Source organism: Dyadobacter sp. BHUBP1 (assembly GCF_050587785.1).
Taxonomy (GTDB): domain Bacteria; phylum Bacteroidota; class Bacteroidia; order Cytophagales; family Spirosomataceae; genus Dyadobacter.
In genome coordinates this window covers 313,982-338,674 of the sequence record NZ_JBOBIH010000005.1, presented here as the reverse complement: position 1 = coordinate 338,674, position 24,693 = coordinate 313,982, and the positions used below count along the sequence as shown (strand labels likewise).

General features: G+C 51.4%; 15 protein-coding genes. 11 read left to right on the top strand and 4 right to left on the bottom strand.

Features of this window, described 5'->3' with window-relative positions:
* Positions 1-58 precede the first annotated feature (58 nt).
* The 10 genes from ACQ4MZ_RS21445 (at position 59) to ACQ4MZ_RS21400 (ending at position 19,836) form a co-directional block, all read left to right on the top strand.
* Positions 59-1,786 (top strand): family 16 glycoside hydrolase, encoded by a 1,728-nt coding sequence (locus ACQ4MZ_RS21445; protein WP_430848312.1) that lies wholly within the window; start codon positions 59-61, stop codon positions 1,784-1,786.
* Positions 1,787-1,811: 25 nt separating this feature from the next.
* Complete coding sequence (locus ACQ4MZ_RS21440) at positions 1,812-3,812, top strand: plastocyanin/azurin family copper-binding protein (RefSeq protein WP_430848310.1); 2,001 nt, start codon at positions 1,812-1,814, stop codon at positions 3,810-3,812.
* A gap of 168 nt (positions 3,813-3,980) precedes the next feature.
* Positions 3,981-4,592, top strand: a complete 612-nt coding sequence (locus ACQ4MZ_RS21435) for an RNA polymerase sigma factor (protein WP_430848308.1) — start codon at positions 3,981-3,983, stop codon at positions 4,590-4,592.
* Positions 4,593-5,014: 422 nt separating this feature from the next.
* Positions 5,015-6,100, top strand: coding sequence for a FecR family protein (locus tag ACQ4MZ_RS21430; RefSeq protein ID WP_430848306.1), 1,086 nt, complete (start codon positions 5,015-5,017; stop codon positions 6,098-6,100).
* Between the two features lie 419 nt (positions 6,101-6,519).
* The gene (locus tag ACQ4MZ_RS21425; protein WP_430848304.1) at positions 6,520-9,885 is read left to right on the top strand and encodes a SusC/RagA family TonB-linked outer membrane protein; all 3,366 of its coding nucleotides are present in this window, start codon (positions 6,520-6,522) and stop codon (positions 9,883-9,885) included.
* 133 nt (positions 9,886-10,018) lie between these two features.
* Positions 10,019-11,551 carry a SusD/RagB family nutrient-binding outer membrane lipoprotein gene (locus tag ACQ4MZ_RS21420; RefSeq protein WP_430848302.1) on the top strand — a complete coding sequence of 511 codons (1,533 nt, stop codon included), beginning with the start codon at positions 10,019-10,021 and terminating at the stop codon, positions 11,549-11,551.
* 30 nt (positions 11,552-11,581) lie between these two features.
* Positions 11,582-12,514 carry an RraA family protein gene (locus ACQ4MZ_RS21415; protein WP_430848300.1) on the top strand — a complete coding sequence of 311 codons (933 nt, stop codon included), beginning with the start codon at positions 11,582-11,584 and terminating at the stop codon, positions 12,512-12,514.
* 103 nt (positions 12,515-12,617) lie between these two features.
* A complete protein-coding gene (locus ACQ4MZ_RS21410) occupies positions 12,618-14,102 on the top strand; it encodes a mandelate racemase/muconate lactonizing enzyme family protein (RefSeq protein WP_430848298.1) in 1,485 nt (494 codons plus the stop codon).
* Between the two features lie 84 nt (positions 14,103-14,186).
* On the top strand, positions 14,187-16,457 hold the full coding sequence (locus tag ACQ4MZ_RS21405; protein WP_430848296.1) for a cation:proton antiporter: 2,271 nt from the start codon (positions 14,187-14,189) through the stop codon (positions 16,455-16,457).
* A gap of 106 nt (positions 16,458-16,563) precedes the next feature.
* Positions 16,564-19,836 (top strand): cyclic nucleotide-binding domain-containing protein, encoded by a 3,273-nt coding sequence (locus ACQ4MZ_RS21400; protein WP_430848294.1) that lies wholly within the window; start codon positions 16,564-16,566, stop codon positions 19,834-19,836.
* On the opposite strand, the gene ACQ4MZ_RS21395 is transcribed toward ACQ4MZ_RS21400, so the two are convergent.
* Genes ACQ4MZ_RS21395 through ACQ4MZ_RS21380 form a run of 4 tightly spaced genes read right to left on the bottom strand, consistent with a single transcriptional unit; the run spans position 19,831 to position 23,216 of the window.
* Positions 19,831-20,418, bottom strand: coding sequence for an HD domain-containing protein (locus tag ACQ4MZ_RS21395; protein ID WP_430848292.1), 588 nt, complete (start codon positions 20,416-20,418; stop codon positions 19,831-19,833). The two genes, ACQ4MZ_RS21400 and ACQ4MZ_RS21395, sit on opposite strands and share 6 nt — an antisense overlap.
* 2 nt (positions 20,419-20,420) lie before the next feature.
* Positions 20,421-21,467, bottom strand: a complete 1,047-nt coding sequence (locus tag ACQ4MZ_RS21390) for an adenylate/guanylate cyclase domain-containing protein (RefSeq protein ID WP_430848290.1) — start codon at positions 21,465-21,467, stop codon at positions 20,421-20,423.
* A complete protein-coding gene (locus ACQ4MZ_RS21385; protein ID WP_430848288.1) occupies positions 21,464-21,835 on the bottom strand; it encodes a response regulator in 372 nt (123 codons plus the stop codon). The genes ACQ4MZ_RS21390 and ACQ4MZ_RS21385 overlap by 4 nt, the downstream gene beginning before the upstream one ends.
* A 19-nt stretch (positions 21,836-21,854) precedes the next feature.
* Positions 21,855-23,216: a sensor histidine kinase gene (locus ACQ4MZ_RS21380; protein ID WP_430848286.1), complete on the bottom strand. Its 1,362-nt coding sequence runs from the start codon at positions 23,214-23,216 to the stop codon at positions 21,855-21,857.
* Positions 23,217-23,435: 219 nt separating this feature from the next.
* Here ACQ4MZ_RS21380 and ACQ4MZ_RS21375 point away from each other — a divergent pair, with 219 nt between their 5' ends.
* Complete coding sequence (locus ACQ4MZ_RS21375; protein ID WP_430848284.1) at positions 23,436-24,692, top strand: TolC family protein; 1,257 nt, start codon at positions 23,436-23,438, stop codon at positions 24,690-24,692.
* The last annotated feature ends 1 nt before the right edge of the window (position 24,693 follow it).

Sequence of the window (24,693 nt, the reverse complement as noted above, 5' to 3'; positions counted from 1 at the left end):
AGAACAAAATTACCGAACTTCGCTTTTTAATTGTAAACAATACACTTAATCAATTCCAATGCATCAATTGTTTCAGAAAGTCTCCCTGCTGTTCCTGGCTTGTCCGGCGATCGTAATGGGCCAGACACCGAAGGGAAACTATTCGCCACTTCCCCTCAAAGACCTCAGCGCATTTGAGAGCGCCGCTCCCAACTGGTCGATACAAGGAGGCATTTCCATCCACCCTTCCGGCGCAGTGAAGCTTAAAACAACGGTCGGCGATGGCATACTGGTCGGAAATGCCGGGGCCGTGCTAGCCACCAAACTGAAAGCAAGCGACCTGCGGCTCTACATTGAATTCAACGTTTCGTCTGGGGCCGAAGGGAACATTATCCTACCCGGGGGACAGAAAGTGAAAATCTCTGACAGCAGCAAGCAAAAGACAGCGGACGCATCGACTTCCGGCTACATTGGCCAGTTTCCTAATCAGAACGCAGCTAAATCGGCTGGTCTCTGGCAAACGCTCGAGATCTCGTATGATGCATCCGTACAGCATATTCCTAACTCCGCCCGCCTGAACACCCTTTCGCTCAACGGTGTTACTGTGCTTGAAACAGTTTACTTACCCAATTCCAAAACTGCCGCTGACGGTCAACCCATCGCATTCGAGGTTACCAAAGGCAGCATCGCATTCCGCAACGTGGGTTACCAAATCCTTGCTAATCGCAAACCATTGTCAATCAGCAACCTGGACTACAAAGTATACGCCGACAAATGGGATGCCAAAGAATATAGCAAGCTCGATCACGAAGGCCGGTCGCCTGTGCTAACGCAGGAAGTGACCAACGGCATGCGTGAGTTCCACCTGGTATACGAAGGTGACATGGACGTAACTGAGGCCGGCGACTATCTCTTCACGACCATTTACTCCGGTCCCGTACTTTCAGTGGATATCGACGGCAAAAGCGTAGTATCGTCCGGTGAGGCCACATCGCAGGAAACGCATACCGGCTCCATCAACCTCACACAGGGTAAACACAAGTTCAAGGTCTACTACTCCCGCTTCCCATGGCGCCAGCCCGCATTGGGACTGCGCGTGGAGAAATCGGGGGTGCGTCCGTACGACCTGCACGCGCTGTCGTCCCTTCCCGAGCCTGAACCGAAGCCGTACATCAGCGTGACGCCTGAAATGCGTCCTGAAATGGTACGTTCATTCATTCAGATTGATGGCGAAAAAAACAAACGTACGCACTGTATCTCTGTAGGAAGTCCCGACGGCTGGAATTACACCGTCGATCTGAACCGTGGCGCGCTGTTACAAGCGTGGCGCGGACAGTTTGCCGACGTGACTGAAATGTGGTATGAGCGGGGCGAACCGCAGTTGCTTTTCCCCGCTGGATTGAAGGTTCACGTTTCAGGCCGCAGCAGCGTAGCCGTACTTGACAATGCCCATGCAGCATGGCCCGATTCTTCCAATATCAATTTCCTGGGTTACAAGATCGACCAGAAAGGTTACCCCGTGTTCCGCTACGCGATCGGCTCAGCGACTGTGAGCGACGAGCTGGTGTCCGGCGGCAACAGCCTTTCGCGTACGTTCCGCGTGGAAGGCCGTCTGGATGGCGCGCTGTATTCGCTGCTCGCAAGCGGAAAGCAGATTACCGAAATAGAGAAAGGTCTTTACCAGATCGACGACCGCTTTTTTGTGCAGGTTGATAAAAAAGCCAAAGCAATCGTACGCCCGGCCGGAGAAATGAAGGAGCTGATCCTTCCCGTCTCCAGCGCGACGAGCTATTCAATGTTTTGGTAAAAACCTCATTATCTGATTTGTATCGATGAAAAATATTCTTTTAACTACCCTGATTACCGTCGGCTGTACCAATGCATTTGCGCAGTCGAAACCCAGTAAAATCGACGATTACTATCGCATTATCACTATTCCCATTCCCGAGGACATCAAAATGGAAGTCGGTGGTATGCAGGTGCTCCCCGACGGGCGCCTGGCCACTTCTACCCGCCGCGGCGAAGTTTGGATGATCGGTAATCCGTATCTCAAAGGCGACGGAAAACCTTCGTTCCACCGCTTCGCATCGGGCCTGCATGAGCCGCTGGGCTTGTATTATCGCGGCAAGGACTTCCTCGTATCGCAGCGCGGCGAGGTTACGCGCCTCGAAGACACCGATAACGACGGGGTGGCGGATGTTTACGACTCATTCTCACGCTGGCCGTTGTCAGGCAATTATCACCAGTATTCCTACGGTCCGGTGCCGATGCCGAACGGCGAAATGCTTGTCACTCTCAACCTCGACTGGGTGGGCCGCGGCGCGAGCCAGTCGAAATGGCGCGGATGGATGCTGAAACTCGGCCAGGACGGCAAGCTGACGCCCTGGGCGACGGGTTTACGCTCCCCTTCCGGCTTCGGCTCGTATAAAGGTGATATTTTCTATACCGAAAACCAGGGCGACTGGGTAGGTTCCGGCCGTATGACGCACCTTGAAAAAGGCGATTTTGCAGGTAACCCGGCAGGCTTGCGTTGGAGTAAGGAAGAAGGATCGCCCGTCAAACTGACTCCCGAAGACGTACCGAGCACCGGCGAACCGCTTTACGATGTGGCCAAGAAGGTCCCCGGCCTTAAACCGCCGGCTGTCTGGTTCCCGCACACATTGGTGGGTATCTCCACCTCGGATTTCAAAGAAGACATTACTAACGGCGCATTCGGGCCATTTTCGGGGCAAATGTTCGTGGGCGACCAGGGGCATAGCATTATCACCCGTGTAGACCTCGAAAAAGTCAATGGCGTGTGGCAGGGAGCTGTTTTCCCCTTCCGGGAAGGCTTTATGTCGGGTATCCTGCGGCTGGAATGGGGCCTCGACGGCTCGCTGTTCGTAGGTCAGACGAGCCGGGGATGGTCCGCTACGGGTAAAGAGGAATTTGGTATTCAAAGGCTCGTGTGGACCGGCAAAATGCCTTTCGAAATGAAGAACGTCCGCTCTACACCCGATGGCTTTGAGATTACATTCACCAGTCCGGTCGACAAAAAAGCCGCCGCGGACCAGGATGCCTATAAAATGAACAGCTTCACCTACCGTTATCACCGCACTTACGGTAGCCCGATCATCAATACCGAGGAGGTGCCTATCAAAGGCATTATCGTATCGGAAGACGGCCTGAGGGTACGTTTGGTAGTGGATCCGGCCTCATTGCGCAAAGGCTACATCCACGAAATCAAAACCGAAGGCGTAAAATCTCCGGATGGCAATAACCTGCTGCATACCACGGCTTATTATACATTGAACGAGATAGCGACCGGGCAGGTAGCCAGTCCTTCCCAGTTCACAACGACCGTAAAGGCGGCCGCAGCGGTGGATCACAGCGCCCACACGATGCCTGCAACCGAAGCAGCCGCTAACACATCGGCATCAGCCAAACGCGTGACTGAAATGCCCGCCAGCTGGACCAACGGACCCGACCAGGTAGTGACTATCGGCACGGTGCCAGGTTTGAAGTTCGATATTTCGGAAATCCAGGTGAAAGCGGGAAGCAAAATCAAGGTCGTCTTCAATAACAACGATGATATGCTGCATAACCTCGTCATTACCAAGCCCGGAGCAGCCAATGCGGTGGGTGAAGCGGGCTTGAACCTTGGTCTTAAAGGATCAGAACTGAATTACGTGCCCAAAACCAATGATGTCCTCTTCCATACCAATATCGTGGAGCCCGAAAAATCGGAAGCGATCTATTTTGTAGCTCCCAAACAGGCAGGTATCTACCAATACGTCTGCACTTTCCCAGGCCATTATTCACTGATGCAAGGGAAATTGAAAGTTGTCAAATAGCCAACCCGATTGGCCTTTCAGCGGGCGGCGTTTCGTCGCCCCGCTGATTTCCCCTGATATTCCTGAAACTGAATAATTACCGCCATTTCACAAGGAGAATGCCATAAGCAGCCGCTTTGACTGGTATAATTCATTGATTTAATACAACATTGCCGTTATTTTAAAGATTTGAATCCGGAAGAACACATATCAGATGCCAGCGAGCTGAATGTCAGGCTATGGCAGCGGTTCAAAGCCGGCGACGCGGAGGCACTCGGGCAGCTCGCCCAAACGCATTACCGGGCGCTGTACAACTATGCCACCAAATTTTCCTCCGACTCCGATTTCATCCGCGATTCTATCCAGGAACTTTACCTCGAACTTTGGGAACGCCGCAACTTTCTCTCCGAAACCGCATTCGTCAAGTCTTACCTGCTCAAAGCGCTCCGTCACAAACTCATTAAGGAAAGCATACGCCTTAAACGCTTCCACGAGCCGCAGTTAGCCATTTTCGACACTGACCCATCGGACCCGCCCATCGAAACCAATATCATCGAAGCCGAGCATATCCGCTTCCAGAATGGCCACCTTAAACGCATCATTTCCCTTCTATCCAAACGGCAGCAGGAGATCATCTATCTCCGCTTCTACCAAAATCTCGACAACGAGGATATCGCCAGCATCATGGGCCTCGGCCGCCAGAGCGTGTCTAACCTGCTTTACCGGACGCTGAAAGAAATCAAGGAGATCTGGGTGCCAGCGGAATTTTTCTGGTTGGTGGTCATGTCTATTATCCATTAGGGGGAAGGGGCCACGTCGCAATGGCGCAATGGCGCGAAGGTCCGCCTTCGTGCCGACTATTTTCAGGCCTCCGGCCGGTCAATACGATAGTTGCATTGTTAAGCTTCATGTGTGCAGTATCGTCCGGCCGGAGGCCTGCGAATGGTACACACAAATCAAGAGATTTGCGCGAGCGGTTCGGCAGCGCTTTTCAATACATTTTATATTTTAAAAAGTATCAAACATTCTAAATTATTTAAATATTTAATACTTTTTAAATTTATACACCATTCGATACTTTCTATCCTTCTTCATCTCCCTTCCTCCTGTTCTATAACTTTTCAAAATTTTTTTTGACTTTTTTGGTTATCCCAGCCTGCAAAACAGACATACCGTTTTAAAGAGCCTGCAAATGCTCTGAACTGTACGTATTTGCATTGCCAATGAGCTTACACCGAATATTTACCGTGGAGGAACTGGCGACGGACGAATCGTTCCGGCGCTGGGTGATGGCGCCCACACCCGAACTCGACCGTTTCTGGCAGCAATGGCTGCAACAAAATGCCGATCGTGCAGGCGTCGCGGCACGTGCACGAGAACTCGTACTCGCCGTGCATGACCTCTACAAAGATGATCTTTCGGACGAAATGCTGCGGCACGACATCGCCGAAATCACCCGCATCGCCGAAGAGCGTAAAGCAGAAGGCCATTTACCTTTCTATCAACGGGCGGTATGGAAGGCGGCAGCCGTACTGCTGCTTACCGGGGGATTGAGCTGGCTTTACTACATTTCCCATAACACGATAACACCATCCGGGAACAGGCAGAAAATCACGCTTGAAAGCGAAATGCTGGTCAAAACCAATGCTACGGAAGTGGAAATGACCATGCTCCTGAGCGACAACAGCGTCGCTACGCTCGCCAAAGGCAGCAGCATCCGGTATCCCCGGCACTTCGCTGCGCATGAGCGCCGCGTGTACCTGACAGGCGAGGCCTTTTTTGACGTGGCCAAAAATCCCGCGCAGCCATTCCTGGTTTATACCCACGAAACCGTGACGAAAGTCCTCGGCACGAGCTTCCGCATTAAAGCATTTGCGGGAGATAATACCGAAATGGTGGCTGTTAAAACCGGCCGCGTGTCGGTGTATGCCAAGAAGGAATATGAAACCTCACTGGGAACCAGACCAGCCGGGGTGATTCTGAATCCCAATCAGCAGGTAGTCTTCAACCGCAAGGAGAACAAATTGGAAAAAGCCATTACAGCCAATCCAGTGCTACTGGCTGAATCGGCCGTACAGAAAGAGCAGGTGTTCGACGACAGACCCGTCACGGAAGCGTTCGACGCGCTGGCAAAGGCATATGGGATCAGCATTGTGTACCAGCCGGAAACGCTTTCGAACTGCATGATCAGCGCGCAGTTCAATGAAGAAAATCTGAAACAACGATTGAATGCAATATGCCAGGCTATTGGTGCCGGCTATGATATGGCGGATGGTCGCGTTGTGATCCGTTCTAAAGGTTGTAACTGAGGGAATGTCAGGAGCGGTCAGGAGTGGTCAGAAACGGTCAGGAGTAGTCAAGGTTAGCCGGAGTAGTAATGATGTTCTTAAAGTTACGTGAGGCTGCGGAAGTAGCTATTTTCAGAATTCTAAACCCTTTTCAGAACTAAAATCAACTACCATCAATCCCAAATTTTGCCTATGACATACCAGTAACTCTGCTTCCCTTTGAATGATAAAGAGCCAGTGATGATTGCGCCATCACCGGCCCTGCGCCTCCCCTCGCCCGGACCGGAATCTGCGGCGATACAGGAGCATTTTGTCCCATCATTTCAATCCTGAACAAAACTTTCAAAAGTATGAAAAAACACCGACATCTATCCCGGCTACTTTACAGGGCTATGAGAATATCACTTTACCAATTATTAATTGTCTTAATATTCGCCACTGTGTCAGCAGCAGGTACCGTTGGGGCACAGGATATTCTGAACCAGAAGATCACGATCCAAGTCAATAACCTCGAAATGAAGACCGTCCTGAGCAAACTCAACAAGCTGACACAGTTGCGTTTTACATACAGTTCTTCATTGATCAAATCGCAGAGAAAGGTGTCGATCAATGCCGTCGACAGGCCGCTGGGCGACATCCTGGACGATCTTTTCAAATCTGCCAACATTACATACAAGATTGAAGGCAAGCAGGTGGTACTCATCAAAAATGCCGAACCTGGCAGCGCATTGCCGGAGATGATCCGCAACCAGAGCGATATCGACCGCAACATCACAGGAAGGGTCACGGATGAAAAGGGCAATCCCCTGCCGGGCGTGAACATTGTGGTGAAAGGCACGAAAGTAGGAACCGCCACCGATACGGAGGGCGCATTTCAACTAAGCGTACCTGATGGCAGCGGCACGCTGGTATTCTCGTCTGTGGGCTTCACGGCACAGGAAATACCGCTGGGTAATCAATCCAACTATGATATTTCAATGACGCCCGACGTCCGCAACCTCGAAATGGTGGTGGTAACGGCGCTCGGTATCAAGCGCGACGCCAAAAAACTCGGCTATTCGACAGCTACCGTGAATACCGAAGAACTGACAACCAACCGCACGACCAACCTCGGTAACAGCTTACAGGGTAAAGTAGCCGGTTTGAATGTGACGCCGCCTGCGAGCGGTCCGGGTGGTTCTACAAAGATCCGTATCCGCGGCCAGTCGTCATTTGGGGGTAACAACTCTCCGCTGATCATTGTAAACGGCATTCCGATTAACAACAGCAGCGTTTCGGCGGGTGGTTCGAACGGAAACGGCACGGGCAACCCTACCGGAGGTTCTTCCGATGCGGGCGATGGCTTGCAAAGCATTAACCAGGATGACATCGAGTCAATGACCGTGCTGAAAGGCGCTGCAGCAGCGGCATTGTACGGCTTCCGAGCAAAGGATGGTGCGATCATTATCACCACTAAAAGCGGCAGCAAAACGACGGGTATCGGTGTGGAGCTGAACTCGAACTTCCAGGCACAGGAAGCATTGGATTATACTGATTTTCAATACGAATACGGCCAGGGAGAGTTCGGAAAACGTCCTACCACCGTGGCCGAAGCGCAAAGCTCGGGGGTATTTGCATTCGGCGAGAAGCTGGATGGCGCGATGACACCCCAGTTCGATGGCAGTATGCAGCCTTACGTGGCCCACAAAGACCGTATCAAGAAGTTTTACCGCACAGGAACCAGTTTTACCAATTCAGTTGCATTATCAGGCGGCAATGAAAAAGGAAATTTCCGCCTCTCTTTTGCAAATACCGATGCCAATGCGATCATGCCGAATTCGGCTTATCATAAAAAAATCTTCAACCTCGGGTTGAACTACAAGTTTACCAAAAAACTTTCCGCGCAACTGAACGCAAACTATTCCAACGAGTATAACAAGAACCCGCCCCAGATCGGTATCCAGGACATGAATGCGAACACCACCATTTATACCATGGCTACCAGCATCGACGCCGACTGGCTCAAAAACCGCAAGGACGCCAACGGCAACGAAATGCCCCTGGCGCGCTTTACCAACCGCAACAACCCGTACTGGGTAGCCTACGACCGCTTCGAAAACGTGCGTCGCGACCGGATTTTCGGCAACACGTCGTTACGGTACGATTTCACGGACTGGCTGTTCGTACAAGGCCGCATTGGCCAGGATTACTACACGCGTCCGTACAACTACAACCGCCCGACCGGTACGCGCTCCATCAGCGCAGTTACAACGGGATTCAATGGATACTATTACCAGGATGTGTCGACATTCCGCGAGCGGAACATGGACATTCTCATCGGTGCGAACCGGACATTCGGCGACTTTGGGATAGACATCACACTCGGCGGCAACCAAATGCTTCAGGTGAACGACAATATTTCGACGGCGGTTACCAATTTCTACGTGCGTGACCTGTATACAATCGGCAACGGGCAAGTTAAAACCCCGAACTACGGATACAGCAAAAAGAAAGTGAATTCGATTTACGGTGCAGCAGAATTTTCCTACAAGAACTTCCTGTTCGTCAATATCACCGGCCGCAACGACTGGTTCTCGACACTTAACCCCGGCTCCAACAGCTATCTCTACCCCTCTGTGAGCGGTAGCTTTGTGTTCAGTCAGGCATTTGAGAATACCCCCGACTGGCTCACCTATGGAAAGCTGCGCGCTGCATATGCGGAAGTAGGAGGCGACACGGATCCGTATTCGAACAACCTTTACTATGGGATCAATGCCAACCCTTTCAATGGTACGGCATTAGGTAACCTGCCTTCGACCGTCAGCCCGAATGCAAACCTCCGGCCGCTGAAAGTGAAAGAAACCGAAGTCGGTCTTGAGATGAAAACTTTTGACAGCCGCCTGAACCTGGACCTTTCGCTCTACCGTAAAAACACCGTAGACGAGATCCTTAACGTCGACATTTCCAACGCATCCGGTTTTAGCCAGACCAAGGTAAACGTCGGCAAGCTGCGGAACCAGGGCGTGGAGTTTTTGCTGACTATCGTACCCGTACGCAACGACAATTTCACCTGGGAAACCAGTTTTAATGGCAGCTACAACATCAGCAAGGTAATTGAGCTGGCCGACAAGCAGCAACGTTTCGATGTCGGTACCGGAGAATTTTTCGGGATTGTTTCCCATGAAGTCGGCAAACCGCTGGCGTCGCTGCGGGGTTTCGACTACAAGCGCGATGCACAGGGCCGCATCATTACCTCTGCCGGGTTGCCGCAACAGGGTAACATCGTGACTTTCGGCAGTGCCATCCCGAAATGGGTCGGTGCCTGGGTGAATACCATCAATGTAAAAGGCATTCGCATTGGTACGCAAGTCGATTTCAAGGCTGGTAACAAGATCCTCTCAAACTCTAACCTGAACTTCCTCCGTGAAGGACTATCCAAATCCTCACTGGTAGGTCGCGAGGGCGGCGTACTCCTGGAAAGTGTCACGGCCACCGGTGAAGCTAACACCACCCGTGTCGAGGCCGAGCAATTTTACACCGCCTACCGCAGCACCAACCTGGCCTCGCCTTTTGTGTATAACGGCGCATTCGTGCGGTGGCGGACGCTCTCAATCGGCTACGACCTCTCACGTTTTCTGCGAGAAAATACCTTCGTCAAGGGCCTGACGCTCTCAGCGATGTGCAACAACGTGCTGATGATCAAGAAGTATATCGACAACCTCGACCCCGAAGCACAGGTATCGGCCTCCGACAACCTGCAAGGTATCGAGACGCATACGCTTCCGACCACGCGGAGCTATGGGATTAATTTGAACATTAAATTATAAGAGAATGGAAGAAGGAGGAAAGGAGGAAGGAAAACATTCAGTCATTCAATCATTCAGTCATTCAATCATTCCCCGTTCCACGGCGGATCATTCAATCATTCCCCGTTCCACGGCGGATCATTCAATCATTATTATGAGACGACTATTCATATACGCAGCAGCGCTAGCTATTCTCGCATCGGCTAATTCCTGCGACAGCGGTTTTGAGGAGGTTAACAAGAACCCTGTTCTCGCGACAGATATCGACCCTATATATTTGTTTTCTAATGCTGAGTTCTCGTCGGCCATCGCCACGCAGAACTACCAGATGCAAATCGTACAGCAGATCAACACGCCTTATACCGGGGTTGTAGAAGGAGGAAACCACAATGCGCTTTCCGATCCGAATTCGAACGCGAACTTCAACTCGTTGTACCTGCAAAACGGCCCGGTGAACCTGCTTACCACAGTCATCGCAAAAACAAAGGATGATCCGGCACGCAGCAATCTCTACAATATGTCGCGGATCTGGAAGGCTTATGTTTTTATGGTTTTGGTGGATACTTACGGTGATGTGCCTTATTCTGAGGCTGGGAAGGCGTTTCTTGAAGGAATTAATTTGCCGAAATACGATGATCAGAAAGTGATTTACCAGGACCTCATCAAAGAATTGCAGGAAGGTACCAAAGCGCTGGACGCCAGCAAACCTGTTGAACCGGGCGACCTTTTCTTCAAAGGCAATATTGCGCAATGGAAAAAACTGGGAAATTCGCTGTTGTTGCGCGCGGGAATGCGGTATTCTAAAATTGACCCTGCCACAGCGAAGTCCGTGGTAGCCATTGCGCTTGATCCTGCAAATGGCGGCGTCCAAAGTTCCAACGCCGACAATGCCTACATCGCATTTAACAGCACATTCAACCATCCGCTGGCAGGTTATTTCCAGGGAACGGAGCGTGGCAATGTGTACATGGGCAAAGCATTCATCGATTTCCTGAAAACTTCGGGTGATCCGCGCCTTCAGGTCATTGCCGTCAAATATGAGGCCCCAAGTAACCCGCTGGCCACCGCCGGTGCCGAGAATACGACGCCTGCCGACCAGGAAGGGATGCCCTACGGCTACAACGAATCGACGATAGTTAATGCACCCGGCTTTCCTGGCAAAATTGGTTCCGCATTCAAATATTCGCAGATCAACCGTCGTACACTCGGTAAAATTGACGCGCCCGAGTTTTTTATCACCTGGTCGCAAACCCTGCTGTTACAAGCCGAAGCGGTACAGCGCGGCTGGGCAACGGGCAACGTAAAAGAGCTTTACGAAGCAGGTGTGAGAGCGCACATGAGCCAGTTGCCTACGTATGACGTGCTCGCAACCATTCCGGCAGCGAGTCAGAATGCATTCCTGACAGCCAACCCGTTCGTGCCAGCCAAGGCATTGGAGCAGATCAACAACCAGTACTGGATTTCCTCATTCCTGAATGGCTCAGAAGCCTGGGCCAACTTTCGCAGAAGCGGCTTCCCGACGCTGCCGATCAATAACTACCCGGGTAAAGACCCATCCGTAAAAGATTTCATCAAGAGATTGGTGTACCCAGTCCGTGAACGCTCCGTGAACGAGGCCAACTACAACGAGGCCGTCGCCAGAATGGGCCCTGACGAGCTTGGAACACCCGTTTTTTGGGATAAATAATAACTATTGCTAACCCTTAATCATTCTTTTATGCTCAAACAAACCTTGCTTGCGGGGGCGTTTGTGCTGGGAAGCCTCGCTTCCCACGCACAAGCGATCTCCCCCACTCCCGATCAGATCAAAGCCTACACGTCCGGCTGGAAAGGCGAACGCTCACCGGATGGCCGGCCGCGTGTTTCGGATGCCATCCTGGCGCGCCTGAAAAATATTTCAATGGAAGAGGCCTGGGGCGTACTCCGCAACAAAGGCTACCACAACCAGTTCGAAGGTGAATGGCAGCTGATCCACAACGACAGTACCATGACGGGCCGCGTGGTAACGGCGCAATACATGCCCGCCCGCCCCGATTTGCAGGATTTGGTAAAAGAAACCGGTAAAAAAGAAGGCCGCGTGCAAACCGGCGGCACCAACTCCTGGCCGATCGACGTCCTCAAAGAAGGCGACGTGTACGTGGCCGACGGTTACGGTAAAATCGCCGACGGTACGCTCATCGGCGACAATCTGGGCAACTCTATTTATGCCAAATCCAAGCGCGGGGTGATCTTTTACGGCTCAGTACGCGATGTCGAAGGGCTGAGTGAGATCAAAGGTTTCAATGCGTGGATCAAAGGGCAGGACCCTTCCTACATCCAGCAAATGATGCTCACGAACATCAACACGCCGATTCGCATCGGCCGCGCGGTGGTGTTGCCGGGGGATGTGGTACTGGCTAAAAAATACGGCACGATCTTCATTCCGGCGCATTTGGTGGAAGAACTGATAATCACGTCAGAAGTAACGGCATTACGAGACGAGTTCGGGCACCTGCGCCTGCGTGAGGGCAAGTACACGCCCGGGGAAATCGATACCAAATGGTCGGACACAATCCAGAAGGACTTTCTCAATTGGGTAAACAACTACCCCGGCAAGTTGCCAATGACGAAGAAGGAGTTGGATGATTATTTGAAGGAAAGAAATTATTGATGGCTGTCGGCAGTCGGCCGTCGGCTATCGGCTTTTGTTTTCGAGGATTCTCCGACAAAAGCCGAAGTACGACAGCCGAAAGCCGAAGTAAACCTTAAAAACTATGAAAAACATCCTAAAACAAATCATTGAATCCAATAAACAAGTTGAAAGCGCTGAGAAAGCGGCCGCTGCGGCGGAAATTGCGAATCCTGCTACCAGGGATAGTCGCCGTAACTTCCTGCGTAAAACGGCGGTAGGCGGCATTGCGCTGGGAGGCTTCATGTCGATGTCCACCGAGGACACCATTGCACAGGCGACTTCCAAAGTAAGCCGTGCCTCTAAACCTTCGGAACTGAAAATCACCGACTTGCGGTATTGCATTGTGCAGAATGTGGGCCGGACACCTATTATCCGCATCGATACCAACCAGGGCATTTACGGCCTCGGCGAGGTGCGCGACGGTGCCGACGAGCGGTATGCATTGTTCCTGAAAAGTCATTTGCTGGGACAAAACCCTTGCAATGTGGAGCAGCTGTTTAAATCGATCAAACAGTTCGGTTACCATGGCCGGCAGGCCGGCGGCGTGTGCGGAGTGGAAATGGCACTTTGGGATCTTTGCGGCAAGGCGTATGGCGTCCCTTGCTGGCAGCTGCTGGGCGGCCGTTACCGCGACAAAGTCCGCCTGTACGCGGATACGCCCGAGTCGAACGATATCAATGAGTTTAAGCAAAAAATCAAATACCGTACCCAGGACCAGGGCTACACCTGGCTTAAAATGGATATTTCAATCGGTATGCTGCGCAACAATGAGAACAGCGTCGTAAACAACAAGTTCTGGGGCGGAGGTTTCTCACAATGGGCGGGCGATTACCACTCCTATGCAAACACCAAGCACCCTTTCACCGCAATCCAGATCACTCCGAAAGGGCTTGAAGAAATGGCCAAGGTCGTAGAAGAAGTACGCGGTGTGGTAGGCTACGAAATTCCATTGTCTTCCGACCATTATGGCCATTTTGACTTAAATAATGGCATTCGTCTGGGCAAAGCACTCGATAAATACCGCCTCGCGTGGTTCGAAGACATGGTGCCCTGGGAATACACCGACCAATGGAAGACCATTTCCGATGCGCTCGAAACTCCGACACTCACCGGTGAGGACATTTACCTCAAAGAGGGTTTCAAGGCGCTGATCGAACAGCGCGCGGTAGATATCGTTCACCCTGATCTGGCCTCATCGGGCGGGTTGCTGGAAACGAAACGCATTGGCGATTATGCAGAGGATCACGGCATTGCCATGGCGATGCATTTCGCAGGTACGCCCGTGAGCTTCATGGCCAACGTGCATTGCGCTGCCGCTACCCAGAACTTCCTCGCATTGGAACACCACTCGGTGGACGTGCCCTGGTGGGAAAGCCTCGTGAAAACCACTGACGGGCGCAAGCTGATCGACAAAGGCTACGCTACTGTGCCGCTGGAAGCTCCCGGCCTGGGCATCGAGCTGGTCGACGAGGAGGTGAAGAAACACCTGCATCCGAAGGACAAGTCCTACTTCGCCCCTACGCCCGACTGGAACGAAAAACGTTCGCACGACCGCCTTTGGAGCTAGCTTTTTGAAAGATGGTAGGGCGCCAAGTCCTACCATCTTTCGGCTTAATTCAGTATTTTGCGCGCTTCACTCTCATATGTACTGATGAAGAACATTCGCAACGTACTATTTTACGGCATTACTATAGGAATTTTCTCGGCCCTGCTTTACTTCTTTATCCGACAGGGCACATTTCTCGAAAAAGCCGGCCAGATTACCCAAAAACAGACAACCACCTCTTCCTGGGAGCAATTTACAGATACCTTCGGGCATAACATCCACCACCCGCTCGCCACGCTCCTGCTTCAAATCGTCACTATCATCATCGTTGCCCGGCTGTTCGGCTGGGTGTGCAAGACTATCGGCCAGCCGACTGTGATCGGCGAGATCGCTGCGGGTATTTTCCTGGGGCCTTCGGTGCTGGGAATGTTCTATCCCGAAGTATCCGCATTGGTTTTCCCGGCTAACTCACTAGGCAACTTGCAATTTCTCAGCCAGGTGGGATTAATACTCTTCATGTTTATCATCGGCATGGAGCTGGATTTGAACGTCTTGAAAACCAAGGCGCAGGAAGCCATCGTGATCAGCCACGCCAGTATTATTCTCCCATTTGCATTGGGCGTGGGCCTCGCATTGTACATGTACACCGACTTTGCCCCGGAGGGAATCAGCTTCCTTTCTTTTTCCCTATTCATTGGTATTGCACTGAGTATCACCGCATTCCCCGTACTCGCACGCATTGTGCAGGAACGTGGGCTGTCGCGTACACGCCTGGGCATGATGGTCATCACCTGCGCCGCTACCGACGATATTACCGCCTGGTGTATCCTGGCAGCCGTGATCGCCATCGTGAAAGCCGGCGAATTTGTGAGCGCGATTTACACCATCCTGCTTGCGGCAGGTTACGTTATTGTCATGCTGAAAGTGGTAAAACCGTTGCTCAAACGCATCGGAGACCACTATGCCTATCGCGAAGGCCTCACGAAGCCCGTAGTGGCCGTGTTCTTTTTAATGCTTCTTCTTTCTTCCTATTGTACCGAGATAATCGGCATCCACGCCCTTTTCGGGGCGTTTATGGGCGGGGTCATCATGCCGGCGAACCAGCGCTTCCGCAATATTTTCATCGAAAAAGTGGAAGACGTTTCGCTCGTGCTCCTATTGCCCCTCTTCTTCGTTTTCACCGGATTAAGAACGCAAATAGGCCTGCTCAATGACCCGCATTTGTGGGCCGTCACCGGGATGATCATCCTCGCAGCTGTGACCGGCAAGTTTATAGGAAGCGCAGTAGCGGCACGGTTCGTTAAACAATCCTGGCGCGATAGCCTCATCATCGGGTCACTAATGAATACCCGGGGCCTGATGGAGCTCGTAGTGCTCAATATCGGCTATGATATCGGTGTGCTTTCCCCCGAAATATTCGCGATGATGGTGATTATGGCCCTTGCAACAACTTGTATGACAGGGCCAGCCCTCGACCTGATCGATAAATTCCTTCCTGGCGCGAAATGGGACGAACTTCATCAATTACACGAGCCGTCCCGTTTCTCAGTACTCATTGCGTTTGCAAGTCCCCAGGGAGGTCGCAAAATGCTCCGCCTGGCCGACAAGCTGGTTTCCAGGCAGCCCGATGAGCAGCATATCACCGCATTACACCTGTCGCCCAGCAGCTATCTTAACCAGGTCAATACCGAAGAATACCAATACGAAACCTTCCGCCCGATCAACGAAGAGGCCCACGTGCTCAATACTACTTTCACATCCCTGTTCAAACCCTCCCAGAATATCGAGCACGATATCATCGAAATAGCGAACGACGGCGAGTTCGACATGCTTATGATCGGGATCGGCAAGTCGGTTTTTGAAGGTACTTTTTTAGGCAAAATATTGGGTTTCACATCCAAATTCGTGAGCCGCGAGCGCCTGTTTGATACCATTACCGGCAAAGAAAAGCTCTTCCACGCCGATGTGTTCGACGAGCGTACGACGCATATCATCCGGTCGGTGAAGATACCTGTCGGCATTCTGATTGAAAAGAACCTGGAACAGGTCAAGAGCGTTTTCATGCCGCTGTTCACACCAGAGGACCGACGCCTGCTTCCATTCGCCGAACGCCTTTCGGCCGTAAGCGGGCTGCGAATGACGATCATGGACCCGTCGCAGACCGTAAGCCAGCACGTCGAGACCGGCGAGGCACTGGATGCTTTGCAGGAAAAATCGCCTGAAAACGTGACCATGCTCTATGAAAATGTGCTTGAAAAAGACTTTCTGCAAAGCCAGGACCTGATGGTGATCAGCCTCGACAGCTGGATCAAGGCCGTCGAATCGCACAGCGTGTGGCTCTCCAACTCTCCCTCCGTACTGATCATACGGGGTTGAGGATCAGACTTTCCGGCTTTTTAAAGGCCGGAAAGTGACCGTTTCAGGTTTTTAAAAGGAATAATAAGTGTTTACTTTACAGTAGCGACGCTAGCATTCCACTTCTATGATCCCATTTCTAAGCCAAAACCGCTTCACGAAGTCTATTAATCCGCAAACGATCCTTTTTTTCTTTCATAACTTTTTTACGAATGTAGGTACCACGCTGGTCTATGTCTCCGCCAATGTGCTCCTGCTCGAAAACCATCCCGAATACTCGCTGCCGCTTGCCTACATCGCCGCCGCGCTCGCTGTGATGGCCTCGGGGAAAATCTATGAGTATTTCGAACACCATTTATTACTGAAAAAGCTCAGCCTCGGCACCATGCTCTCGTCACTGTTCATGGTGGTGATCGTAATGGGCCTGCTGCTGGTCGGACACGGTGTTGCCACAGCTATTGCCGTGATGGTGGGATACCGGATCATCTATTTGCTTATCAACCTGGAATTCTGGGGCCTATCCGCATTGGTTTTCGATGTGCGGCAAAGCAAACGGTTATTCAGCGTGATCGGCTCGGGCGACATGCCGGCCAAAGCATTGGGTGCCGTGCTTGCGATACTAATTCATTCGCCTTCGGTGCTGGCCATTTTGCTGGCTATTTCGCTGGTTTTCTTTGCATTGGCATTCTACACGCAGATCCTGACGTTCCGGCATACCGACATTCCGAACCCGCACCACGCCCGCACGCGTGCGACGGAATCCGATTCCCGTATTATCCAGAAGTACTTTGGCGGCAACAAACTGCTTACCTCACTTTGCATTGGAATGGTCGCCATTGCGGCCACGGCCACGTGGATCGAGTACCACTTCTTCGTGAATGTGAAGTACAAATTCCACAGCCAGCACGACGTGATTTTCTTCGTCGGCTCGCTGCTGACAGCCACTTACGTAATTTCGACATTCGTTAAAATGCTCCTTTCAGGCAAAACTGTGGAGCGTTTCGGGATCAAGCTTACCTTATACCTGCTGCCGCTGACGACCATTGCCATCTCGCTCGGTTTGCTCATTTCTTCGTATTTCCGTAAGGACGAGCCTTCTCTGCTGGTCTATTATTGCATCGCCTACCTGCTTTTCGAGCTGGTAAGAAGGACAATTTTTGACCCGGTTTTCCTCGTTTTGTTCCAGCCGCTTTCTACCAAAACGCGTTTAAAAGGTCACACGCTTGCGAAGGGACTTTTTGAGCCGTTGGGGATGCTCATCGCTGGTGCGATGCTCTGGATCATCTACACGCAGCATTGGAGCGATATCAGCCTTACTTTCGACTTGTCGTTGCTGTTCGCATTGGGTGCATTGGTAGTGTTCCGTAAAACCTACCGCCATTACATGCAGGAATTGAAATCGGCGATCAGCAAGCGGTTTATCCGTAGCGGCGAAATGGCCTCTCCCGGAGAAGCATTGCCGATCATCACCGAAAACCTCCAAAGCGACCGCAAAGAAGAGGTTTTGAATGCGATCGACTGGCTAGCACGCAACAAGGTTTCGCTCTTCCGCAAACACGCCGACGAGCTGCTGAAAAACCCGTTTGTACAGGTGAGGTTAAAGACTTTGCAAACACTCTCGGCACTCGACAAACCCGAGCTTTCAAGCGCATTTATCCAATACATCGAAAACGAACCCGACGCCGCCTGCCAGGTCCTTGCCGTGCGTCTCGCCTGTGCAAACGGGCGCCTGAACGAAGAGCAAACCGCCCGCTTCCTCGCACACGACGATCTCGACATCGTGAAGGGCACTATCATCGGTTGCTGGGAAGCCGGGAAGGCCCTGCCACTAATCCACGGCACGTTGCAACGACTCTTCGGCTCGGAGCAGGAAAGCGACCAGCTGGCTGCACTCGACTGCCTGAAAGTAACGGGCATCAACACTTACGAAAATCTGCTCAAAAGCTGCATTCATAACGGCTCACAACGCGTGCGCAACTATGCCATCGAGGTAGCCGCCACTGTGGGCTCCCCCGCCCTGCTACGCGATCTGCGCCTGGTGCTCACCGGCACTTTAACACCTTCGACCATTCACGCGATGATCAACTCCGGCGACCTCGGGATCCGCATTATCGAGGAATGGTTGCAGCAGGATACCACCGGCGACCGCATCCGGACGTTCATCAAAACGGCTGAAAAAGGTAGACATGAATTTATACTTCAAATACTTTTCAACCTTATTAAAAATATTTACCAGCGTAAATTTTTAATTAATACTGAAAATATATCCAATACTAAAAGGAAGGAAAGTGATATTCATATCGAAAATATCGATAGTTTCACCCAAATTGCAGCATTAAAAGCCCTGAGCCACTATACTTTAATCTCTGATTATAAAGAAATTACCCCTGAATTTGTTGAAAAAGAGCTGATTCACGCAGGGCAGCTGCTCAACGGAATGGATGCTTCCGAAAACGATATTACCTGGAACAATGCGTTGGAGTACGAACTCGAACTCACCGCACAAAGGCTGTTTTACCTCTTCATGATGCAGTATGATAAGGAAGCTGTACAGAGTGCATGGAAGGGAATCCGGCATGCGAGCAAGGAAAAACGTGCCAATTCGCTCGAACTGATCGAGAGCCTTTTGCCGCGTATGCTGTACCCATCGCTGCACGCATTGTTCGAAAACATTTCCATTCAGAAAAAGCGCGACGCGCTGCGTCAGTATATGGGCAACGTCGATCCCGGGCTGTCGCTGATCACCACCATTCTTTCGCAGGAAGAGCGGTCGTTCACGACCTGGACCATCGCGCTCGCCGTCGGCAAATGCGACATCACCGAAGCCGATCTGATCCATCTTGAAAAGCTCGCCAACCATTCATCGCGCCTGATACGCGAGGCAGTGCACGAACGATATGCAATCCTCGCCTTGCGCCCCGACCTTAAATTCTCGCTTAGAATCCCTATGAAACACGCCGAACCTACCCAGCAGATTTCCGAAATGGAAAGGGTGATCGTCCTTAAAAACACCCAGCTTTTCGCGCAGACGCCTGAAAACGTGCTCAGCTCCATCGCCCCGATCATGAAGGAGGTGACTTACAGCGACGGCCAGGAAATATTCGCCAAGGGCGATCTCGGCGATTCGATGTACATCATTTACACGGGCCAGATGGGCATTTACGACGGTCCGAAACAGCTTGCATTGTTCGATAAAGGCGAGATTTTCGGGGAGCTGGCATTGCTCGACACCGAGCCGCGTTCGGCCACCACCGTAGCCGAAACCGACGTGCTGGTGTTTCGCATCGACCAGGAAGATTTCTTTGAACTGATGGAGGAACGCGACGAAATCCTGCGCAATGTGCTGCGCATCCTGTGCCAGCGTATCCGCGTGCAAAACGAGAAAATGCGCCGTTTATAACGCGCGTGCCCCATTTTTGAGCTGTTGGAGATGCTGCTCTTTGGTGGCATCCCGGCGCTTCTGCTCGGAAGGTGTCCAATAGCAATGCGCTTCCAGAAACCTGACCTGCACGGCATCCCATGCAGGAATATCCTCCACCATATCCCTTACCTTCAATTCCTCGAATAAAGTGGCTGCAATGCCCTCGAAATCGTCGCGACCGAGGTAATCCAGGTCGGCGTCGCAAATGATCCTTTCCAGCATGTTTTTGGGGCTTTGGGGGATCTTGGTAGCCATGATCATCCCGCATATGGCTCCGATTTGACCTTCCGTGTAGCCAAATCCGGGCAAAACTTCTCGTGCGAGCGCGCAACCGGCTTCTTCATGGCCCTGATAGGTGTCCATAAATCCGCTGTCATGGTAAAAAGCGGCCGTGCGGAGCAACGTCAATGATTCTTCGTCTGTAATGCCCTCCAAAGCAGCTATTTCAGCGGATGCCTGTACTACATCGAGCGTGTGATGGATGCCGTGATAAAAAAGCGTAGGGTCCAGCTCTTTTTCCAGCCGTTCGAGCACATATTGTTCAGCCTTATCGATTTGCATAGCTATTCGAGCACTTCGTAGATCAATACCGGGTTCGACTTGTTTTTGAGATTAACCTCGCCCACCAGGCTGCATTTAAATGCTTCTTTGAGCTTCTCATAGGCCGATTCCGGCACCACTACCTGCCCTGGTTTGGCAATGGACTGCAGGCGCTGGGCCACATTCACGACATCGCCTATCACCGTATAGTCTAGCCGTTTCAACGCAGCCGAACCAATATTCCCGGATACCATTTCGCCCGAGTTAATGCCTATGGAAACCTTCGGAAAATACCCCGACTGATCCGACAACTCTTCTTTAAAACCATTGATATGATTGCGAACCGCCAGCGAAGATTCTACCGCCCGATCGAGGTGATATTCTCCACGAAAAACGGCCATTACCGCGTCGCCCATGAACTTATCTACGTGCCCGCCTTGCGCGATGATCTCCTTCACCATCACATCGAAATACTTATTGATCAGCTTCACGACCCGGTCTGGCTGCTCTTTCTCGGAAATAGCTGTGAAGCCGCACATATCCATAAAAACGACAGTTCCTTCGATGTTTTCACTGGTCATAAGCGATTTTTCAAACGTCTCCTGCGTCATGAATTGCAGCACCGAGGCATCGACGTACATTCGCAGAATATCATTTTCACGAACCGCTTTCAGCGTGTCTTTCAGCTGCGCAACATATTGCAGCGTTTTTTCCATCGTGACCTCCAAATCGCGGAAATCGATCGGTTTTGTGAGGAAATCGAATGCGCCGCGGTTCATGGCGGTGCGGATATTGTCCATATCGCCATAAGCCGAAACGATGACCGATTTCAGGATCGGGCTCAGTTCGCCCAGCCTTACGAGGAGCGTCAGGCCGTCCATTTCAGGCATATTGATGTCGCTCAATACCATGTCGACGTCGGGATGCTCTGCCAGCATTTCGAGCGCTTGCAGGCCGTTTTCAGCAAAAATGAATTCATATTGCTGTTCGCGGATCTGCCGCCTGAACTTCTGCTTGATCAGCAGTTGCAGGTCGGCCTCGTCGTCCACTACGAGTATTTTGGCTTTCATAACAGGAGCAGTTTCTCTTTCAGTTCGTTAAAATTGACAGGTTTGGTCAGGAAATCGTCGGCTCCGAGCTGCATGGCCTGGTCGTGGTTGGCGGCGTCACCGTAGGCGGTGATCATCATCACTTGCGGTGGTGCGGATGGGTGATCGGCCCGGATCCTTTTCAGCAATTCGATCCCGCTCATGCCCGGCATATTAATGTCCGAAAGGATCATAACCACCTCCGAAGGATGGTTTTGCATGAATTCCAATGCTTCCTCACCCGAAAACGCGAACGAAAACTCGAATTGCCCCCCACGGATCTCGCGGCGGAATTTCTGCTCGAAAAGCGATTTCACGTCTTCCTCGTCGTCTACAACCAATATTTTCATAATAATTATGTATGGCTAATCAGGCGATGGGTATGGTAATGCGGAATTCGGTTCTTTCTCCCTCCACCGTATCTACTTCGAGCACGCCGCCATGACCATTGGTGATGATATCATAGCTCATCGAAAGCCCCAGACCAGTTCCCTGACCGGTCGGCTTGGTGGTGAAAAACGGCTGGAATATCTTCGCTTTCACATGCTCCGGCATACCCGTTCCATTGTCCGAAACCCTGATATATAGTTTGTTATCAAATTTCTTGGTACTGATTTTCACTTCCGGCCTGTAATCGCCCGGCTGCCCGGCTTCGGTTAGTTTCCGCTTTTTCTCGGCCACGGCGTAGAATGCATTGGTAAAAAGGTTGAGGAAAACGCGGCCAAGGTCTTGCGGCAGCACATTGACCGTCCCGATCGTCGCATCGAAATCGGTTACCAATGCCGCATTAAACTCCTTGTCCTTCGCGCGCAGGCCGTGGTATGCGAGGCGCATATACTCGTCAGCGAGCGCATTCACGTCCACAGGCTCCTTCTCGCCCGACGACGCCCGCGAGTGTTGCAGCATTCCCTTCACGATGGAATCGGCACGTTTACCGTGGTGCGTGATTTTCTGCTGGTTTTGGCTCAGGTCGCCGATAATGCCTTTAATATACTCCTTATCGTTATCATCGATATTGGTTTTGTCGATCTCTTCTTCCAGCTCCTGGCAGAGCTCCACGGAGACCTCCGAGAAGTTGTTGACGAAGTTCAACGGGTTTTGGATCTCATGCGCGATTCCGGCGGTAAGCTCACCTAACGACGCCATTTTCTCGCTTTGTATCAACTGGTTCTGAGTTGCCTTCAATTCTTCGATGGTCTTTTGCAGCTCTTCCTTTTGCTGGGTAAGTTCCTGTGTACGCTCTGCTACTAGGTATTCGAGCGACAGTTTCGTCTCCTTTGCGATCTGTTCTTCGCGCAGCCGCTCTTCCCGCTCCTGTGCCAGAACGTTCTGCTGCTTGCGGGCGTAAAACCAGATGACAAAACAGAAAATGAATGCGAAGGAAAGCGCGATCTGAAAAAATTGCTCGTAACTATGAAAAAACTTGGGAAATACCTGTTCGAAAAAGTCGCTCACCATTGATATTCCCACGAACGGTAATACCGATTGCGCTGTGGACCGAATCGACTTGAAATCGTCGTTTTGATTAAAAAATCTCACTAGTCCGAGCAATCCCAGGTTCCATATCCATCCAAACCAGTCGGGCGACTCCGCTATATAGTACGTCGCGACCAGCGAAAAAACGACGATACGTCCGTACTTGAAAAAGTTATCCCATCTGGAGGCGTGCTCCGTATGCTGCATGACGGAGTGGGCATATTGGATCAAAAAGAAGGCTACGATGAAATGCATGTAGAAATATTGTAATAGTAGTTCTATTTTACTATTATTCCCTATTGGTTGGCAAAGTACTTATTTTCTCTCAAAATCCAGTTCAGTGCCCAAATACCGCTTTTACAACGCGCTCTAATTTATTTATAATCGAATTTTAATGGTTTTATAAAACAGTTTTAATACCATTTTTAGCACGACTGAGAACCTTTGCCCGCAGGTAATTCAAACTAAACGAACATGTGCTATCCAGTTTTAAAGCGGGTTCTCCTCCTGGTTCTGGTGGGGATGGCGTCGGCCAGGGCTCAGACAACCTATAATTTGCAGCAAGCCCTGCAAACGGCAAAGTCCAATAACCCCATTCTCAAACGCGAGCAATTCAATGTCGACATCTCGCAGGCCGACATTACCACGGCGCAGCTCCGCCCCAATCTGATATTGAACAACCAGTCGTTGCAACTCGTGCAGGCCTCCAAGTTCCCTGAAAACACCGGCTGGTTTAATGGTGCCAACCGACAAATCTGGTGGCAGCTTACCAAGCCTTTTCAGTTGCCTGTACAGAGAGAGAATAAGATTAATTTCGCACAGCAAAACGTCAGGCTCACCCAAAAGCAATATGCCGACACAGAACGCCATCTGTTTCAGTCAGTTGCGCAGAAATGGCTGGATGTCTGGGCAGCTCGCAAGCAGCTCGATTTATTGGGCACTGCGAAGGCTAATGTGGATTCACTGGCGAATATCAACCGGTTGCGCCTGAAAAACCAGGTGATCACTACCACCGACCTCGCCCGCACGGAGCTGCTCGCAAACCAGTACGACATTCAGCTCAAATCGGCATCGCAGCAATATCGCAACGAGCTTTCGAACCTGAAATTCCTGATCGGCGTCCAGGACTCGATCCAAATCGACACCACCGACCAGTTTGCCTTCGCATTTCCCGACCGGATGGACGCCATTGTGGAGCAGGCATTGCAGAACCGTACCGATATCCAGGCTATCAAATCGACGATGGATGTGGCCGATGCCAACATCAAGTTGCAAAAATCCAGTGCATTGCCCGTGCCTGAGCTGGGGCTCATTTATAACCCGCAGAACAAGGCACATTACATGGGCGTATACGGGACCATCGAAATACCCATTTTTTCGAGGAACCAGGGCGAGATCAAAAAGTCGCAGGTGCTGAAACAACAAGCCGAACAGGACCTCCGTGCCACCGAGACGCAAGCGCAGACCGAAATCCTTACCGCTTACAAAAGCTATGTCACACACAAGCAAAACTTGCAGAATTTCAATCAGTTACTAACTCAATCCCAAACAATTCTTAACAGTGTTAAATATTCTTACCTCCGTGGCGGGACGACGATTATCGACTTCCTGGAAGCCCAGCGCAGCTGGCTCGATACGCAGCAGCAGTATTACGATGTCCTCGGCCAGTACCGCCAGAGCTACATCGACCTCCTTTACGCATCCGGAATGATCAATCAAATCGCGCAATAAT